Raw genomic sequence first — 17,918 nt, forward strand, 5'->3', positions numbered from 1 at the left:
TGGTCAGAGCGGGGTGATCAGAACCCGATCCCATCTCGAACTCGGCCGTTAACCGCCCCAGCGCCTATGGTACTGTGTCTCAAGACACGGGAGAGTCGGTCACCGCCAGACCTGCCAAGCACGTCACACATTCCCTCATTACGAAAACACCCTTGGCGCGGGGTGGAGCAGCCCGGTAGCTCGTCAGGCTCATAACCTGAAGGTCACAGGTTCAAATCCTGTCCCCGCAACCAAACCAAACGAAAAACCCCGCTCGGCATCGCCGGCGGGGTTTTTCGTATTCCGGCTGTCGCGCCCTCCTCCCCGCTCCGAGGGATCGAATGAGTGCCCCTTCGGCCCACTGGACCAGCACGAACGACGAGAACTGGTCGCCGGAGATGGGCCGTTTGAGGGTTATCTGCTCAGCTTGCCCGAGGGATTCAGCACCTCGAATCGAGAGCGGCCGATGCTCGATCCGAGGACTCTCGCCCGCGATGTGGTGACGCTTCTCGGTCATGCGTGCCAGTCGAGTGACTGATCTGGCAAGTATAAGGACCGCCCCCCTGCGCCTCACCGGCCTTTCCGATCACGCCGATGGACGGCGATGGTCGCGTCGATCTCCCGGCTCTGCGCAGGCTCGTCGCTCGCTTGTGCACCACCGGCATCCGACTGATCGGTCTTCTCGGGAGCACCGGCTTCTACTCCTACCTCGTCCGGGAAGAGCGGTGTCGAGCGCTCGATGCAGCCCTCGACGAGGCGGTGCGCTCGGCGCAGCACGCCCGGGATCCCTGCTCGATCTCTGCCACGCTGCGCCGCCGCGGCCGATTCTACCGCTCGACGACGAGGCGCGGGCCCAGGTGGCCGCAGTGATTAGAACGCTCGATCTGCGATAGGCCGGGCCGCCTCGAAGGCATCAAGGTTCATTCGCGGGGGATACCCGACGCCGCGAAGGGACGGAGGTGCCGCCCGGTCCCGGCCCCGCCGTTGCATTCCCGACAGGTCCGTGGCTGATACCGTCGGCGTCGCCTCGATCTCGACAAGGAACACCACTCCGCCATGGCATGGACGGGCTCGTCACGCGCGAACGGTACCGAGCGGTGACCCTTCGACCCCAGCCCCTGCTCGACCTCCGCCTCGGCGACCTCCTCGCGGAGATCGCCGCCGAGGGCGGTGCGTTGCGCCGCGACGCCCTCGACCTGCGCGGGGCGAATCTGAGCCGCGACCGTCTCGCGCCGTTGGCGCGCGAGGCGGGCTGGTGGGACGCGGACCGCGAGGGGCTAAACCTCGCCGGGGCCGAGATGCCGAACAGCACCCTCGAGCAGGCCGACCTCACCGGCGCCACCCTGAAGCGAGCCCGACTGCCCGGCGCCCTCGCCCGCTCGGCCGACTTTTCCGGTGCGCTGATCGAGGAGGCGGATTTCGGCAAGGCCGACCTCAGCGGCGCCCGCTTCGTCGGCGTGGCCGGCGGACAGGCCGACTTTACCGAGGCGATGCTGGAGGATGCGAGCTTCCGGGATGCATCGCTGCGCTTCGCCCGCCTGCCCCGCAGCCTGCTCGACGGTGCGGATTTCTCCGGCGCCGACCTCTGGGGCGCCGACTTCACCGGGGCGGATGCCGACTACACCACCTTCCGCGGCGCACGCCTCGACGAGGTGACGCTTTCCGACACCAACCTGACCCATGCCGATTTCGAGGGCGCGAGCCTGACCAAGGCGCGGCTCGTCGGCTCGCGCCTGCGCAACGCCAAGCTCACCGGCGCCAAGCTCGACGGGGCCGACCTGTCGGGGGCCGACCTCGCGGGAGCGACGCTGGTACGGCTCGACCTGACGTCCTGCGCCCTGCGCGGGGCCCGGTTCGCCGGCGCCTGGCTCAACGGCACCCGGTTCCGGGCGGCGCAGATCGGCGAGGCGGTCGGCGAGGAGATCGCCGGCGACTACGAGGCCGCGAAGGCGAGCTACCTCGCCCTGGAGCAGAATTTCGAGAGCATCGGCAGCCGCGACGAGGCCGGCTGGGCCTATCGCCGGCGGCGGCGGATGGGGCGGCTGCATGCCGGCGCACTGTTCCGCGCGTCCTGGCGCGATCGCGACCGGCGCGGCCTGCTGCGCCACGGCTACCGCTGGATCGCCGATCGCTTCGTCGAATGGCTGTGCGACTACGGCGAGAGCCTGTCGCGGCTGTTTCGCGCCTTCGCGATCCTGATCGCGGTGTTTGCGGGTCTGTTCGGCCTCACCGGCGGTCTGATCCCGGAGGGCACGAGCGCGGCGACCTACAACGCCCTCGACCTCCTGAGCTACAGCGCCCTCAACATGATGACGGCCAACCCGCCGGAGATCGGCATCAAGCCGGTCGGCCGGGTGACCAACCTGCTGGTCGGCGTGCAGGGCGGGACCGGCATCGTGCTGATGGGGCTGTTCGGCTTCGTGCTCGGGAACCGGCTGCGGCGCTGAGCGAGGCGGGCCCCGGGGCTGTGGCCGGCTTGTCAGCCCCCCGCCCCCATCAGTTCCTCCCGGATCACCTGCGTCATCGCCTTCAGTTCGGGCGCGGCCCGGTCGCGCGGCTGGGCGGCCGCGATCCGGTGCGCCGCGATGATCCGGCCGGGGCTCCCGGCCAGCACCACCACCCGGTCGGCGAGGTAGACCGCTTCCTCGATGTCGTGGGTCACGAACAGCACGGTCTGGCCGGAGGCGCGGCAGAGCCGGGATAACTCGTCCTGGAGCGACTCGCGGGTGAGCGCGTCGAGGGCCGAGAACGGCTCGTCCATCAGGAGGACGTGCGGCTCGACCGCGAGCGCGCGGGCGAGCGACACCCGTTGGCGCTGTCCGCCGGAGAGCTGGAACGGCCATCGCCCGGCGAGATCGGCGAGGCCGACCCGCTCGAGGGCGGCGAGCGCCCGCCAGCGGCGCTCGGCCCGGGGCAGGCGCAGCTTCTCGAGCCCGAAGGCGACGTTGTCGAGCACCCTGCGCCAGGGCAGCAGGCGCGAATCCTGGAAGACCAGGGCGACGGCCCGCCGGCCGGGTTCCGGCTCGCTCACCGAGACGGTTCCGGCGCTGGGGCGCACGAGGTCGGCGATGACGCGCAGCAGCGTCGACTTGCCGACGCCGGAGGCGCCGACGATCGCCAGGAACTCGCCGGGCTCGATGGCGAGGTCGAGATTCGACAGCACCGTGGTCCGGGCGCCGTCGCGGGTGAAGGTCAGGGCGAGGCCCTGGATCGCGATCAGGCCCGCCATCTCAGCATCCAGCGTTGGAAGGCGGTGAAGCCGGCATCGAACACGCCGTAGAGCAGCGCCATGGTGAGCATGTAGACGACCACGATGTCGGTCGCGAGCAGCGTCGAGGCCTGCATCATCCGCTGGCCGAGGCCCGCAACCCCGAAGATCTCGGCCGCCACCACGGCCATCCAGGCCTGGCCGATGGCGGTGCGCACGCCGACGAGGATGCCCGGCATCGCGGCCGGCCACACCACGGTAACCAGGCGCTCAGGCCCGGAGCGGAAGCCGAAGGCGGCGGCGAGCTCGATCAGGTCGCGATCGACCCCGCGGATCGCCCCGTGGGCGGCGAAGTAGACGATCCAGAACACGCCGATCGCGACGATGAACAGGGCCGCCTCCGGGCTGACCCCGAACCAGATGATGGCGAACGGCACCCAGGCGAGACCGGGCACCGGGCGCAGCACCCGCACGATCCAGGCGGTGAGCCCTTCGGCGGTGCGTGACATCCCCGTCAGCGTGCCGGCGGCGATGCCGAGACCGACCCCGAGCGCGAGGCCGGCCAGGTAGTGGCCGAGGCTGCCGGCGACCGCAGCGAGCCACTGGCCGGAGCGCAACTCCCGCAGAAAGGCCTCCGGCAGCACCGAGGGCGGCGGCAGGAAGGCCGGGTTGACGAGGCCGAGCCGCGGCACGGCCTCCCACAGGGCGAAGAAGGCTGCGAGCCCGACGAGCGCAAGCAGGGTCGCGGTGGCGCGGGCTCTCACGGGGCCGGTCTCACTTCCCCGCGACGGCACGCTCGTAGAAGCGCGGCTCGAACAGCCCGTCGAGGGGCACCTCGCGGTCGAGCGCGCCGAGCTTCACCTGATAGCGCTGCATCGCCGCCGTCGCCTCGACGATGGCGCGGGGATCGGCGGCAAAGCGCGTCGCCGGCGACACGAGGGCGCGGCGGATGGTGGCGGTGTCGACGAGGCCCTTGCCGAGGCTCGCCTCGATGATCGGGGCGACGCGCTCGGGGTCGCGGCCGATGAGGTCGATCGCCCGCACGATGCCGGTCACGATCGCCTGGACGGCGTCGGGCTCCTTATCGAGGAGCGCCCGGGTGACCGCCACCACGGTGCCGGGCTGGTTGGGAAACATCTCGCCGCCGAGCGCCATCAGGCGGATCGCCGGGTTGCGGCCGGTGACGATCGAGACTGCGGGCTCGCGCAGGATCCCGCCCTCGACCGCGCCGGCGAGGACCGCCTGCTGGGTGGCGTCGATCCCCATCGACACGATGGTCACGTCCTTCGGGTCGGCCTTCGCCACCTCCCACAGCCAGTGCTGCAGGGTGGTGTTGGTCACCGAGCCGAGGGGCTGGGTCGCGAGCCGCGCCGGCGTGCCGGCGGAGTCCCGGTAGCGCTTGAACACCTCCGCGGGGGCGACGCCCTTCTCGGCGAAGCGGGCGAGCTTCGGGCCGGCGACGAAGACGTTCTCCTCGACGGAGGTCGCCGCCACCACCTTCACGTCGATACCCTTCGCGCGGGCGACGCCGAGCGGCGCCACGCCGGCGACGTAGACATCGAGGGTACCCGAGGCCAGCGCCTGGATCATGTTCGGGCCGGACTCGAAGGTCGTGATGCCGAGGGAGAGGCCGGCCTCCTTCAGCCAGCCCTCCTTCTCCGCGACGATGATCGGCGCCACCGCGAGGATCGGGATCAGGCCGACCCGCAACGGCGCGCTCCGCGCTTGCGCGAGGACCGGCGTCCCGAATCCCGGCACGGCCCCGGCCGCGAGGGCCGGGGCGGCCGCGAGGATGCTGCGTCGCGTGAGGGTCATGGCGGGCCGTCTGACAGGAAGGATCGCGCCCGCTTAGGGTATCCTCCTGCCGCCGCGCAAGAATGGCGCGGATATAAGATCGAACACCTCTCAACGGGCGGTATAATGGATGAAAATCCTCCTCCCGCGCGCCGGGAGAGAAGAATGTTCAGCGAGCCCCGGGTGCGGTGACGCCGCTCGCGCCGCTTGGTCTCAGCCGCGCGGTGCGAGCAGGATCACGGCGGCGCCGGCGAGGCAGAGGGCGGCCCCGGCGCAGTCGAACCGGTCGGGCTGCTCGCCCTCCGCGGCCCACAGCCAGACGAGCGAGGCCGCGATGTAGATCCCGCCATAGGCCGCGAAGGCGCGACCCGCGGCCTCCGACCCGGTGAGCGCGAGCAGGAACGCGAAGGCGCCCAGCGCCGCCGCCCCCGGCACGAGCCAGAGCGGCGAGGCGCCGAGCCGCCACCAGGCCCAGACCGAGAAGCATCCGGCGATCTCGGCCAAGGCCGCGGCGGCGTAGAGGAGGAGGGTCGGCATCGCAGGTGGCATGGCGAGCTTGTCCCACGCCATGCCGACCCGCGGAAGCGATCCCATACCGTCGCGCCTTGGCATCGGCGCCGACACCCGTTCGGGCTTGCCTCGCACCGTCGAACGGCGCCATTCGCGACGGCGCGGCGGTCTCAGGCCCGCCGCTTCATCAGCGCCGCCGCCGCGAGGCCGACGCCCGCCATCACGGCGCCGGTGGTGAGCGGGTGGAGTTTTGCCCGCGTGTAGGTGCTGGTGTGGCGCACCATCCCCGGATGGTCGCCGCGGACATGGCCGTCCTGGCCCGGCCGGTGGAGCGACCCGTGCGGATCCCGCGGCGGCTCGGATCGCAGTTGCTGGCCGGCCATCACGGCGCCCAGCCGGTCGAAGGTGCCGGGGGCGAGCTTCTTGAAGCCGGTCATCGCCCGGCCGCCGCCGCCGACGATGATGTCGCGCTGCGGATAGACGGCGGCGTGCAGGATGGCGTGGGCGACCTCGTCCGGGTGGTAGACCGGCGGCGGCAGCTTAGGCTCCCGGTCGAGGTAGTTGCGGGCGTGCTGCGGCAGCGGCGTGTCGATCGCCGAGGGCTTGATCAGCGTCACGGAGACGGGGGCCAGATCCTGCTCCAGCTCCGAGCGCAGGGCGTCGGTGAAGCCCCGGATGGCGTGCTTGCTCGCCGAGTACATGCCCTGGAGCGGGATCGCCATGTCGGAGGCGATGCTGCCGAGGTTGATGATCGCCCCGCCGTGCCGGCGCAGGTGCGGCGCCGCCACCAGCGAGCCGTAGACCACGCCCCAGAAGTTTGTCTGGAACAGCCGGTCGTGGTCCTCGTCCGAGACTTCCTCCAGGCGCCCGTAGAGGGAGATGCCGGCATCGTTGACCCAGGTGTCGAAGCCGCCGAAGCGCTGCACCGCCTTATCGGCGATGGCCTGCACGTCCTCGCGCCGGCCGACATCGGCGACGACGTGGGTCGCCTCCCCGCCCGCCGCCTCGATCTCCTCCTGAATGGTCGCCAGTGCCTCGGCGTTGCGCGCGGCGAGGACGACCCGCGCACCCGCACGCGCCGCCATCCGGGCGGTAGCGAGCCCGATGCCGCTTGAGCCGCCGGTGATCACGATCACCTGCCGGTCGAGGGGCTTGTGCGCTTGTCTCATGTGCGCTCGGCTCATGAAATCCTCCGTACGGGGTGGGGGTATCATGGCCACAACGAAGCCGGGCGCGCTTCGTTCATTCGGGTCGGCGCCCGCGCGGATCTCGGGGCGCGGATCTCAGAGCTTGAGCGATAGGCTCAGGGCCTCGCGCAAATCCCCGGCATCGACTAGGCGCCGCCCTCGCCGCTTGAGGTCGCGTAGCTGGGCCGGGCTCGGGAAGCCGCAATAGGGCAGCACCGGGACGTGCCGCCCCTCGGGCAGCGCGCCCGACCGCTCGGCCTCGGCCAGGATGCGTTCGAGCAGCGGCCGCCCGGCCTCGTGCAGCAGCACGGCGGCGCGCGAGGCGGTGACGTCCGGGGGCAGTGCCACGGTTTCCTGCGCCAGGATCCCCCCGGCATCGATCTCCGGCGCGAGGCGGTGGACCGTAACGCCGAATTGCGGCGTCTCGTCGAGGAGCGCGTGCAGGGTCGGCACCGGGCCGCGGTGGCGCGGCAGCAGCGAGGGGTGGACGTTGAGCCCGCCCGCCGGCGCCGCCGCCAGGGTCGCGGCGTCGAAGATCTGGTCGAAGTGGAACGACAGGATCAGGTCGGCCCGGTGCTGGCGCAGGTGCCCGGTCGTCTCCGGCCCGTTCACGTCGGTGATGGTGGCGTGCGGCAGGCCGAGGCGCCGGCACAGGGTCCGCAGCGGGGTGGCCTCGGGCACGTCGCGGCTGCCCGCCAGCGCCTGGGTCGCGGGGGCGAGCCCGCGGGCGAGGTCGGGCAGGCCGAAATTGACCGCCAGGTAGGGCAGGAAGCCGGCACCGGAGCGCCCGAGATGGCGGCGGACCTGGCCGGTGAGTCCGCCGGTGCTCGGCCGCTCGGGATCGGACAGGCCGACGAAGGCGATCCGCGCGGCGTTGTCGGCGACGAAGCGGCGCACCGCCCGGGCGTTGGGCAGGGCTTCGAGGGTGAACAGGGCGATCCGCAACCGGGTCTTCTCCGTGACGGGGAATGGTTTCGGGGGATCAGCGCTGCTGGCGCTCGCTCATGCGGAAGCTGAAGCCGCGCATGCCGAGGCGGCGCCAGGATTCGGGAATCAGCGCGGCGCCCCGCGCCGCCGCGGCGAGCGCCGCCGGGAAGGCGATCACCGCTTCGTCGCGGGCGAGCCCCTTGGCGATGCGCGCCGCCGCCGCCTCGGCGCTCATTTCCAGCGGGCGCCAGCCCTCGTAATCGGCGCCCATCACGGTCTTCACGTAGCCGGGGCAGACCACGTTCATCCGCACGCCCTGCGGCGCCAGCTTCTCGCGCAAGGCCAGGCCGTGGGCGAGCAGCGCCGCCTTGGTGCCGCTATAGGCCGGGGCGTCGGGAAGCGGCGCATAGGCGGCGAGCGAGGAGATGAGCGCGACCTGCCCCCTGCCCCGCTCCGCCATCCGGGCGACGGTGGGCAGCGCCACGTTGAGGGCGCCCATCAGGTTCACGTCGAGGACCAGGAAGGCGGTCTCCTCGGTCTCGAGGCCGCCCTGCGGATGGCCGCCGTTGACCCCCGCATTGGCGATCACGAGATCGAGACCGCTGCGGGCGTCGACCTCGGCGATCCAGGCCCGTACGCCGTCTCGGTCGCGCACGTCGAGCGCCCGGGTCTCGACCGTCGCGCCCTTGCCCCGGCAGTGCGCCGCGACCGCCTCCAGCCGCTCGGCCCCGCGGGCGTTCAGGACCAGTGTGGTGCCGGGGGCGGCGTAATGCTGCGCCAGCGCCGCGCCGATGCCGCTCGAGGCGCCGGTGATCAGGATGACAGGCATGGCTTCTCTCCCGGACGATCGGAACGCGGCGGCATCGCGGCGCCTGCGGGCATAGTGCGCAGGTCCGCGGCGGCGTTGGGCGCGGCCTGGGGGGCGCCTGTAGCATACCGGCTTCGGCGGACGCGCGAAAAAATCCCCCGCGGCAAGGAAGAGGTCATCGGAATTCGTCTAAGGAGAGAGGGCGCGGGACCGCGGCCGCGGCGCCCGGCCTCGAGATGGCCGGCTCCGCCCCCGACGTGCGCGCCGTGCTTGACGGGGCCGGGGTGAGTGTGGAACGGCGCCTGCTCCGGGTCGCGAGCGCCTGGGCGGCACGGTCCGCAGTGAGTGAGAGGCGGATGGATCGCGGCAAGCTGAAGCGGTTGTGGCCCCGGATGCCGTCGGAGTCGGAAGGGCCCGGCCCGCGACGCTCGCGGCGGCTGGGCAGCGAGCCGACCTCGCGGCGGGTACGCTTGAGCGACCGCTGGGACGAGGGCTTCCTGCGCCTCGGCGACGTCCGCGCCGAGCGCTCGCTGAGCTACATCATCGACGGGCTCGGCATCCACTACGACGCTACCGCGCCGAGCGAGCTCGAGGTCATGCTTGAGGAAGGCGGCTGGGAGGCGGACGAGCTCATGGCCCGCGCCCGCGCCGGCATCGCGCGCCTGCGCGAGCGGCGGCTCGGCCTCGACAACGATCCGCGCCGCCGCGACCTGCCGCCGCGAAAAGCGGGAGGTCGGCGCGTCGTGATCGTCGACCAGGCGGTCGGCGATCCGACGGTCGGCTTCGGTCTTGCCGGGGCGAGCGCCTTCCGGGCGATGCTGGAGGCGGCCGCCGCGGACACGCCGGAGGCCGAGCGCCTGGTGGTGATGGATCCCGGGTCGGCGATCGGCCGGCGCGGCCATATCGACGAGGCCGCCGCGACCGCGACCGGGGCGCGGCTGGTGCGCGATCCCGTCACCGCCTGGTCGGTCGCCGAGGAGTGCGACCGGGTCTACGTCGTCTCGGCCCATTCCGGCTTCGAGGCGGCCCTCGCCGGCACGCCGGTGACCTGCTTCGGCCTGCCGTTCTATGCCGGCTGGGGCTTCACCGACGACCGGCTGCACCTGCCCCGGCGCACCCGCCGGCGCAAGCCGGAGGAGGTCTTCGCCGCCGCCTACCTGGTCTGCTCGCGCTACTTCGATCCCTATACGGGCGCGCCGTCCCGGTTCGAGGATGCGGTGGAGGTGCTGGACCTCGTCGCGTCGCGCTGGCGCGAGAACGCGGTGCCGACCCTCTGCGTCGGCTTCTCGGCCTGGAAGCGGGACTGGATCACCAGGACCCTGTCGGCTCCCGGTCACCGCCCGGTGGTGCGCCGGGGCGACGCGCCGGTCGGCGCCGGCGAGCTCGCGGGCATGGGCCGCGTCGTATCCTGGGCGAGCCGGATGCCGGCCGGCACCGAGGAGGCCTGTGCCCGGGCGGGCGTGCCGCTCCTGCGCATGGAGGACGGCTTCCTGCGCTCGATCGGCCTCGGGGTCGCCCTGCGGCCGGGCGCCTCGCACGTCCTCGACGCCACCGGCGTCTACTACGACGCTACGGGTCCGAGCGACCTTGAGCAGTTGCTCGAGACCGGCACTTTCCCGGACGACCTCCTCGCTCGGGCCGCCGCCTTGCGCGAGGCGGTGATCGCCGCGCGGGTGAGCAAGTACAATGTCGGCAGCGCCGCGATGCCGCCGATGCCGCGGCCGGGCCCGGTGGTGCTGGTCGCCGGCCAGGTCGAGAACGACGCCTCGATCCGCCTCGGCGGTGGGACGGTCCCGGGCAACGCCGCGCTCCTGCGGCTCGCCCGCGAGCGCAACCCCGACGCCGTGATCGCCTTCAAGCCGCATCCCGACGTCGAGGCCGGTTTGCGCCCGGGCTGGGTGCCGCCGGACGTGGTCGCGGCCCATGCCGACGTGGTGCTGCGGGACGTCTCGGCCATCGACGCCGTCGAGGCGGCGGACAAGGTCGAGACCGTGACCTCGCTCATCGGCTTCGAGGCGCTCCTGCGCGGCAAGGCAGTGACCACCCACGGCCTGCCGTTCTACGCCGGCTGGGGCCTGACCGACGATCCGGGCAGCCCCCGCCGCACCCGCCGCCTCACCCTCGACGAGCTGGTGGCCGGCGCGCTGATCCTCTACCCGCGCTACGTCGATCCGCGCACCGGCCTGCCATGCCCGGCCGAGGTGCTGGTGCAGCGCCTCGCCGCTGGCGACCCGGAGCTGGCGCGGCGCGCCCGTACCCCCGAGGCGGTGCTCAAGCAGGTCTGGTCGGTGGTCTGGCGCCGCGTGCTGCGGCGGGGATGATCCGGGCTCGGGGGACGATCGGGGCTTGGCGGCCGGTGGCAGGCGGGCATCGGGCATGAAAAAAACGGGGCCGTTTCCGGCCCCGTCGGGTCTCTTGCTCGATGCTTGCCGGGGTCAGGCGTTCTGCAGCGCCTGGAGGCCCGGCATCTCGTCGCCGGCATCGAGGGTGCGCGCCCGGGAGCGGGTCTCGAGCCAGGCGCCCTGGGTGAGGTCGAGGCGCGAGGCGGTGGCCTCCACCGCCGCCGCCATGCCCTCGCCCTTGTAGTAGACGCCGCGGATCTGGATGTTGGCGACGATCGCCTTGATGAAGGCGTCCCACAGCTCGCGCCGGGGCGGCTCGGCCTGCGTCCAGAACGTCTCCAGCGCGCCCTGGTAGGTCAGGCCCTGGATGTCGTAGATCGCCGCACCCAGCGTCATGGTCGGCTTGGCCGCGCGCATCGACCACAGGCCGACGGTGCTGTTGACCGTGACGACGCCGCGGCAGCCGTCCAGCATCTTGCCGAGGTCGCCGCCATCGGCGAAATCGACCCGGTCGGTGACGCCCCACTTCTCCGCCGAGCGGCGCACGATGCGCGCCCAGTTGCGGATGCCGGGATCGAGCGGGTGGATCTTGACCAGCAGGCGCGATTCCGCCGGGGCATGCTCTGAGAACGAGCGGATGACCGCGTGGATCGGCGTCTTCAGGTCGAAGAACGGCGAGTAGGCGCGCAGCTGGAAGTCGTTCTCCATCTGCAGCGGCAGCACGTAGTAGGTCGTGCCGGCCTCCCGCAGGCGGCGCACCAGCGCGTCGACCCGCGGGCCGGTGCGCTTGGAGCGCAGCATGTGCAGGCCGGTGCCGAGATAAATCAGGGCGTTGTGGTGCACCTGATGCGACTTGTAGCCGGGATAGAGCCACCAGAGCCAATTGCTCATCAGGTGGTAGGCCATGTCCCAGACGGCCTGGAGCCAGAAGCTGTCGCGGTAGCGCGGCACCAGGTCGGGCTCGGGGGCCTTGACGGCGAGCGCCATCACGGCCTCCGGGTCCTTCGGGAAGCAGCTGTCGCCCGACATGCCGTCGCGCTCGAGCGTGATCCAGTCCGGGCGCAGGTAACCGAAATCCGTCACCGTGACGTTCAGGCCGCGGGCCTTGGCGGCGGCGACGGCGACCTTGTGGTAGTAGCGCTGCTCGCCGAGCAGCATCAGGTCGGTCACGCCCTCGCGGTCGATCAGGTCGGCGATGAAAGCCGGCCAGGTCTCGCGGGTGCCGCGGAAGTTCACCCCGCCGGCGCGGCGCCAGAACATCCAGTCGCCGAAGCAGAGGTTCACCCGCAGGCAGCGATGACCCCGCGCCTCCAGGGCGTCGGCGACCCGGGCGAAGAACGGCGTGATCGGACCTTGCAGGAACAGGAAGACCTGGCGCCGCCCCGGCTGCGGGGTGCGGGCGTCTTGGGTGCGGGCATCCTGGCGGGCCGGTTCGACGTTTCGCACGGGATCAGCACTCACGGGCACACCTCGGGTCTGGGCGGGGCCGGCGGCCGCAGACGACCTGCCGGCTGAGCCCTGGGACGGCGAAGGCCCGAGCGGGCCGCGGATGCAGCCTGCCCGGACGGACATTCGGGGCGCGCGAGCCGCGCGCGAGCCGCTGACGAGGCGGACAGTACCGACGGCCCCGGTGCGGACAATGGCGGGATTGCAACAATCTCGAAAAAATCGCGGTGTTGCACGGCGTCAATGCCCGGCGTCCCGGAGGATCGGTCGTCCCACCGGACGACGACCGCCATTAGGCCTGAGATCTGGGCAGGAACATGGAGACGGCGGGTGTCATGCCCGTGATCCACACGGTTGATGCATCCGCGTCACGGTCGGGCCGCCAACCGCCACGCTCGCGACGCATTTCCGGCCGACGGGCTCCCCGGCCGGGTCGCGGGCCGTGGGCGACAGGCCACACCGGCGAGACTTGTGCACACCGGGGGCCCCGGAGCGGTCCGTTAATTCGATCGCAGCCGTTCGGAGTGCTAGAGGAAGGGTGGCGAAGCGTGGCCGCAAGCGGCCGCGCCCGCCGGGAATTCGCGGGTCGGACCGGATGCCGGGCGGCTCGCGGCGGGCCCAGCGTCGAGCGAGAGAGACCAGAGCGGTCGTCGCGGACGGCCCCGCGTGGTTCGGAGGGTGATGCATGGTGCGCGTCGGAATGCCAGCGGTCCTGGCGGTTGCCTGCCTCATCGGGGGTTGCAGCAGCTTCCTGCCGGCGGCCGGCCCGACGGCGAGCGCGATCGCGGACGGGGCGGACGTCGCCACCGACCAGGGCCTGCTCGCCCGCTACGAGATCATCGACGTCGACGCCGCGGTGGTCGAGGCCCTGCGCGGACGGCCCCTCGACAGCCTGCTCGCCTCCTTCGGCGACCGCCGCCCCTCGGTGCAGCCGGTGATCGGCGTCGGCGACGCCGTGACGGTGACGATCTGGGAGGCCGGCAGCGGCGGCCTGTTCTCCGCCCCGATGATGGGGGGCCTGTCCACCGGCTCGAAATCGTCCAGCATCCCCGAGCAGATCGTGGCCCGCGACGGCACGATCTCGGTGCCGTATGCCGGCCGGATCAAGGTGGCGGGCAAGCGCGCCCCGGACGTACAGGCCCAGATCGAGCAGGAACTCGCCGGCAAGGCGATCCAGCCGCAGGTGCTTCTGACGGTGAACTCGCCGCTCAGCACCAGCGTGACGGTGCTGGGCGAGGCGGCGGCGGCCGGTGGCGGCGGCGCCCGCCTGGCGGCGGCGAGCCGCGGCGGTCCGGTCTCCAACCTCGGCGGCGGCCGCGTGCCGCTGACCGAGAAGGGCGACCGCCTGCTCGACGTCATCGCGACGGCGGGCGGCGTTGCAGCGCCGGTGAACGAGACCTTCGTGCGGCTGTCGCGCGGTTCCACCACCGCGACGGTGCCGCTGACGGCGGTCGTCTCCAACCCGCGCGAGAACATCTTCCTGCGGCCGGGCGACACCCTCACCCTGGTGCGCGATCCCCAGACCTTCCTGGCCGTCGGCGCGACCGGGGCAAACTACGAGATCCCGTTCTCGGCCGAGGGCATCACGCTCGCCCAGGCACTCGCCAAGTCCGGCGGCCTGCGCGACTTCCAGGCCGACCCGGCCGGCGTGTTCGTGTTCCGGTTCGAGCCGGCCTCGGTGGTGCGCCGCCTGCACCCGAACAGCCCCCTCGTCTCGTCGAACTTCGTGCCAGTGGTCTACCGGATCAACATGCGCGACCCCAACAGCCTGTTCGTCAGCCAAGCGTTCCGGATGCGCAACCGCGACCTCGTCTACGTCTCGAACGCCCCCTTCACCGAGGTCCAGAAGGTGCTCAGCGTCTTCTCCACCGTCACCTCGCCGATCGCCTCCGGCGCCTCGCTGTACTCGGCGGCGCGGTAGCGCCGACAAGCGAGCCGAACATGAGAAAGGGCCCCGCGGGGCCCTTTTTTGTTGTCCGGATGCAGACGAGGCGGGGCGGCGGGTGCCGCTCCGCTCACGGCTCAGCGGCTGAACTTCTTGTACTTGATCCGGTGCGGGATGGTGGAATCGACGCCCAGGCGCCGCTTCTTGTCCGCTTCGTAATCGGCGAAGTTGCCCTCGAACCACTCGACGTGGCTGTCGCCCTCGAAGGCGAGGATGTGGGTCGCGATCCGGTCGAGGAACCAGCGATCGTGGCTGATGATCACCGCGCAGCCGGCGTAATCCTCCAGCGCCTCCTCCAGCGCCCGCAGGGTGTCGACGTCGAGGTCGTTGGTCGGCTCGTCGAGCAGCAGCACGTTGGCACCGCTCTTGAGGATCTTGGCGAGGTGGACGCGGTTGCGCTCGCCGCCCGACAGGACCCCGACCTTCTTCTGCTGGTCGGAGCCCTTGAAGTTGAAGGCGCCGCAATAAGCGCGCGAGTTGATCTCGCGCTTGCCGAGATAGAGGATGTCGTTGCCACCCGAGATCTCCTGCCAGACCGTCGCGTCGGGCTTGAGCGCGTCGCGGGACTGGTCGACGTAGCCGAGCTTGACGCTCTCGCCGACCCGGATCTCGCCCTTGTCGGGGGTCTCCAGCCCGTTGATCATCCGGAACAGGGTGGTCTTGCCGGCGCCGTTCGGGCCGATCACCCCGACGATGCCGCCCGGCGGCAGCTTGAACGACAGGTCGTCGATCAGCAGCCGGTCGCCGAAGGCCTTCTCCAGGTGGTCGAACTCGATGACGTTGTTGCCGAGCCGCTCAGCGATCGGGATGACGATCTGGGCGGTCGAGGGCCCCTTCTCCTGCGACTTGGCAACGAGTTCCTCGTAGCGGGAGATGCGGGCCTTGGACTTGGCCTGCCTGGCCTTCGGCGAGGCCGAGACCCATTCCTGCTCGCGCTCGATGGTGCGCTGGCGCGACTCCTCCTCGCGGCCCTCCTGGGCCAGGCGCTTCTGCTTCTGGACCAACCAGGACGAGTAGTTGCCCTCGTACGGGATGCCCCGGCCGCGATCGAGCTCGAGGATCCAGCTCGTCACGTTGTCGAGGAAGTAGCGGTCGTGGGTGACGATCAGGATCGCGCCCGGGTAGCTGCGCAGGTGGCCTTCGAGCCAGCCGACCGTCTCGGCGTCGAGGTGGTTGGTCGGCTCGTCGAGGAGCAGGAGCTCGGGCTGCCACAGGAGCAGGCGGCAGAGGGCGACGCGGCGGCGCTCGCCGCCCGACAGGGTCGCCACGGCGACGTCGTCGCCCGGGCAGCGCAGGGCGTCCATCGCCTGGTCGACCTTGGAATCGAGATCCCACAGGCCCTTGGCCTCGATCTCGTCCTGGAGGCGGGTCATCTCGTCCGCCGTCTCCTCGGAGTAGTTCATCGCCAGCTCGTTGTAGCGATCGAGGATCGCCTGGGACTCGGCGACGCCCTCCATCACGTTCTCGCGGACCGTCTTGTCCGGATCGAGCTGCGGCTCCTGCGGCAGGTAGCCGACCCGCGCGCCCTCGGCGACGAAGCCGTCGCCGGAGAATTCCGTGTCGATGCCGGCCATGATGCGCAAGAGCGTCGACTTGCCGGCGCCGTTGACGCCGAGCACGCCGATCTTGGCGTCCGGGTAGAAGGACAGGTGCACGTTATCGAGCACCTTCTTGCCGCTGGAATAGGTCTTGGTCAGACCCCGCATGTGGTAGATGAATTCACGGGCCATGGCGGTGATCCTTCAGGGTTCTGGCGCGCGGTCCGGGTCGGGCGGTGTGATGCCGGATTCAGGCCGTTTCCCGGGGCACGATCGGATCGCCGGGGGTCGACGCGGCCGGCCGCGCGCGGGAATGGGGAGTGCTCCCGCGCTTACCAGGGCCGCCGGGGGGGTGCAAGGCGGCACGGATCGGCGGCCTTGCGAGCCGGCCCGCTCACCCGAACGGGTTCTTCACCTCGGTGGTCGCCACCCGGACCTCCTCCGCCCGTTCCGGCAGGTCGGCCTCGCCCTCCAGGACCGCCACGATCTCCGCCAGTGTCCTCGCCAGCGCCCGTGCCCGCTCCAGGCTCTCCCGGTCGCGGGCAAAGTCGAGGGAGCCGTGGAGCGCGATGCGCGTCGTGCCGTTCTCCAGCGTCATGTCGCCGAGGGTCTGGACACCAGATTCGTCGGCGAAGGGCGTGAAGGCGGGCTTCGGGTGAGCGGGCATGAGGGGCGTCCCGTCAGAACAGCGAGCGGAGGAAGTCGCGCCAGGCGCGGCGGGCTGCGCGGCGCAACTCGGCGGCGAGCCAGTCGAGGAAGCCGGGCTCGCGGCGGCTGCGCGGCCCGCCGACATACTCGTCGCGCCGCGGCTCGGGCAGGGGCATGATGCGCCGGCGGACGGAATCCGGGAGATCCGGGAAGGCGACGATGCCGCCGACCGCGGCGAGCTGCTCGAGGGAGATCGCCTGCCACTCCTCGCCCGGGGCGTTGCGGGCGAGATAGACCCCCGCCTCGCCCCGGTTGGCGTCGTAGACCGCCTTGAACAGCCGGGTCGGGATCAGAACCCGGCCGCGCAAGGACTGCACGCTCGCGCCCTCGAACAGCGGGCCGGTGACGACGAAGAGGTCGCCCCGCTCGATCGCGAGCGCCCGCACGCTGCTCTCGATCCCGGCCCAGAGGCGGCGGTTGAGGTCCGGGTTCTGCGGCACGATGTTGGCGAGCGTGAAGGATTCCGCTTGCGTGCCCGGGCTCGGCATGTCGCCGGAGGGTGCCATGTGACCCCGGTCCCAGCCGCTGCCGGCGTAATCCGCAAGCTCCGAGCGCGCCGCTTCCGGCAGCTGAGCTTCCTCGTGGAAAGCGTCGACCCGGTCGATCCGCCGCGCGGCCTCGACCCGCGCGGCGGTCAGGTGCTCGGCGGCGTAGAGCGGCGTGCGGGCGAGCCCCGAATAGAGGACGGCGAAGGCCTGGTAGCACAGAAGCGTGGTGTCGGCGGCAAGCCGCGGGTTGGTGAGAACCGGCCGCGTGCCGCCCGCGAAGTCGCCCGTGCAGCCGCGGGCCTGCGCCGCCCCGGGAAGGATAAGGAGCAGCAGGCAGGCGACGCCGGTCGCCACGCGGGCCGTTTCGGGACCGGTCTTGCCGCGACGGCTCACGCGCAGATCCGCACTCGCCGCGGGCCCTCGGGCGTCGGTCGCACCCGCCAGGCGCAGACCGGGATCCGGCGCCGCGAGACGGTGTCGCAGGTCCGGTCGGTCGGCCGGCAGGCGGGCAGATGCGGCAGCCAGGCGGGATCGAGCGCCGGATAGAGCGGCACCGCCCGCGCCTGGCCGGAGGCTGCCAGCAGGATGCCCAGGACGAGCCCGCCCGCCGGTATCGATCGTCCCATCTGACCTCCGAGCGGGGATGCGTATTGTCGAGATCGCGTCGCCGTCACGCACTCTAACCCATCGCCATGCAGCTGTCGCCTCGCGGGCGAAATTCACCGTGAGTTCAGGGTGTTCTTGGGAGTTGTTGTGCGCCGGGACGTCGCAACCGTGGGCTTCGCGGACCGACGATGGCGCGATCGGCCGCTTGCGGTATAACGGCCGCCATCTGCGAGGATCCCGGGGCCGCGAGGCCGGGCGGGGTCCGCCTCCGAACGAGCGAGCGTCATCCCGTGTCCGATCTGGTTCTTCCCCTCCTCGACCGCGTCCGCATTCCCGCGGATCTGCGCCAGCTGCCCGAGAGCGACCTCGCCCAGCTCGCCGCGGAACTGCGCGCCGAGACCATCGACGCCGTCTCGGTCACCGGCGGCCATC

General features: G+C 71.7%; 17 protein-coding genes, 1 tRNA gene and 1 rRNA gene. 6 read left to right on the forward strand and 13 right to left on the reverse strand.

What is annotated here, in order from left to right; all coding sequences use genetic code 11:
* A 5S ribosomal RNA gene (rrf, locus tag V3T34_RS06740) occupies positions 1-111 on the forward strand; the annotation flags it as partial.
* Between the two features lie 45 nt (positions 112-156).
* Positions 157-233 (forward strand) — tRNA-Met (locus tag V3T34_RS06745).
* Positions 234-549: 316 nt separating this feature from the next.
* On the opposite strand, the gene V3T34_RS28550 is transcribed toward V3T34_RS06745, so the two are convergent.
* Positions 550-756 (reverse strand): hypothetical protein, encoded by a 207-nt coding sequence (locus V3T34_RS28550; RefSeq protein ID WP_407942681.1) that lies wholly within the window; start codon positions 754-756, stop codon positions 550-552.
* Positions 757-1,076: 320 nt separating this feature from the next.
* Between V3T34_RS28550 and V3T34_RS06755 the strand changes: the two genes are divergently transcribed.
* Entirely contained in the window at positions 1,077-2,426 is a 1,350-nt protein-coding gene (locus V3T34_RS06755) for a pentapeptide repeat-containing protein (protein WP_305079635.1), read from the forward strand.
* 32 nt (positions 2,427-2,458) lie between these two features.
* Here the strand turns inward: V3T34_RS06755 and V3T34_RS06760 are convergent, their stop codons facing one another.
* The 7 genes from V3T34_RS06760 to V3T34_RS06790 form a co-directional block, all read right to left on the reverse strand.
* The gene (locus V3T34_RS06760) at positions 2,459-3,208 is read right to left on the reverse strand and encodes an ABC transporter ATP-binding protein (RefSeq protein WP_305079634.1); all 750 of its coding nucleotides are present in this window, start codon (positions 3,206-3,208) and stop codon (positions 2,459-2,461) included.
* A complete protein-coding gene (locus V3T34_RS06765) occupies positions 3,196-3,951 on the reverse strand; it encodes an ABC transporter permease (protein ID WP_305079633.1) in 756 nt (251 codons plus the stop codon). The genes V3T34_RS06760 and V3T34_RS06765 overlap by 13 nt, the downstream gene beginning before the upstream one ends.
* A gap of 10 nt (positions 3,952-3,961) precedes the next feature.
* Positions 3,962-5,002 carry an ABC transporter substrate-binding protein gene (locus V3T34_RS06770; protein WP_305079632.1) on the reverse strand — a complete coding sequence of 347 codons (1,041 nt, stop codon included), beginning with the start codon at positions 5,000-5,002 and terminating at the stop codon, positions 3,962-3,964.
* Between the two features lie 192 nt (positions 5,003-5,194).
* Positions 5,195-5,518 (reverse strand): YnfA family protein, encoded by a 324-nt coding sequence (locus V3T34_RS06775; protein ID WP_060849579.1) that lies wholly within the window; start codon positions 5,516-5,518, stop codon positions 5,195-5,197.
* A gap of 143 nt (positions 5,519-5,661) precedes the next feature.
* Positions 5,662-6,660, reverse strand: a complete 999-nt coding sequence (locus V3T34_RS06780) for an SDR family oxidoreductase (protein WP_305079631.1) — start codon at positions 6,658-6,660, stop codon at positions 5,662-5,664.
* A gap of 114 nt (positions 6,661-6,774) precedes the next feature.
* Positions 6,775-7,623, reverse strand: coding sequence for a formyltransferase family protein (locus V3T34_RS06785; protein WP_305079630.1), 849 nt, complete (start codon positions 7,621-7,623; stop codon positions 6,775-6,777).
* A gap of 37 nt (positions 7,624-7,660) precedes the next feature.
* Positions 7,661-8,434, reverse strand: coding sequence for an SDR family NAD(P)-dependent oxidoreductase (locus V3T34_RS06790; RefSeq protein WP_305079629.1), 774 nt, complete (start codon positions 8,432-8,434; stop codon positions 7,661-7,663).
* Between the two features lie 449 nt (positions 8,435-8,883).
* On the opposite strand from V3T34_RS06790, the gene V3T34_RS06795 reads away from it, so the two are divergent.
* Positions 8,884-10,734, forward strand: a complete 1,851-nt coding sequence (locus V3T34_RS06795; protein WP_305079628.1) for a capsular polysaccharide biosynthesis protein — start codon at positions 8,884-8,886, stop codon at positions 10,732-10,734.
* 114 nt (positions 10,735-10,848) lie between these two features.
* Here V3T34_RS06795 and V3T34_RS06800 read toward each other — a convergent pair whose 3' ends face one another.
* Positions 10,849-12,216 carry a capsule biosynthesis protein gene (locus V3T34_RS06800; protein WP_305079627.1) on the reverse strand — a complete coding sequence of 456 codons (1,368 nt, stop codon included), beginning with the start codon at positions 12,214-12,216 and terminating at the stop codon, positions 10,849-10,851.
* 670 nt (positions 12,217-12,886) lie between these two features.
* On the opposite strand from V3T34_RS06800, the gene V3T34_RS06805 reads away from it, so the two are divergent.
* A complete protein-coding gene (locus V3T34_RS06805) occupies positions 12,887-14,122 on the forward strand; it encodes a polysaccharide biosynthesis/export family protein (protein ID WP_305079626.1) in 1,236 nt (411 codons plus the stop codon).
* Between the two features lie 101 nt (positions 14,123-14,223).
* Here the strand turns inward: V3T34_RS06805 and ettA are convergent, their stop codons facing one another.
* The 4 genes from ettA to V3T34_RS06825 all read right to left on the reverse strand — a co-directional run bounded on the left by ettA (position 14,224) and on the right by V3T34_RS06825 (position 17,506).
* On the reverse strand, positions 14,224-15,876 hold the full coding sequence (gene ettA, locus V3T34_RS06810; protein ID WP_060848787.1) for an energy-dependent translational throttle protein EttA: 1,653 nt from the start codon (positions 15,874-15,876) through the stop codon (positions 14,224-14,226).
* A gap of 202 nt (positions 15,877-16,078) precedes the next feature.
* Positions 16,079-16,351, reverse strand: a complete 273-nt coding sequence (locus V3T34_RS06815; protein WP_060848788.1) for a hypothetical protein — start codon at positions 16,349-16,351, stop codon at positions 16,079-16,081.
* A gap of 13 nt (positions 16,352-16,364) precedes the next feature.
* The gene (locus tag V3T34_RS06820; protein ID WP_244533375.1) at positions 16,365-17,273 is read right to left on the reverse strand and encodes a DNA/RNA non-specific endonuclease; all 909 of its coding nucleotides are present in this window, start codon (positions 17,271-17,273) and stop codon (positions 16,365-16,367) included.
* A complete protein-coding gene (locus tag V3T34_RS06825; protein WP_305079625.1) occupies positions 17,270-17,506 on the reverse strand; it encodes a hypothetical protein in 237 nt (78 codons plus the stop codon). The genes V3T34_RS06820 and V3T34_RS06825 overlap by 4 nt, the downstream gene beginning before the upstream one ends.
* A 270-nt stretch (positions 17,507-17,776) precedes the next feature.
* Between V3T34_RS06825 and V3T34_RS06830 the strand changes: the two genes are divergently transcribed.
* Positions 17,777-17,918: 1-deoxy-D-xylulose-5-phosphate synthase N-terminal domain-containing protein (locus tag V3T34_RS06830; protein WP_288586760.1), on the forward strand; the 142-nt coding region annotated here is incomplete at its 3' end.

This window comes from Methylobacterium ajmalii, assembly GCF_036448855.1.
Lineage (GTDB): Bacteria > Pseudomonadota > Alphaproteobacteria > Rhizobiales > Beijerinckiaceae > Methylobacterium > Methylobacterium ajmalii.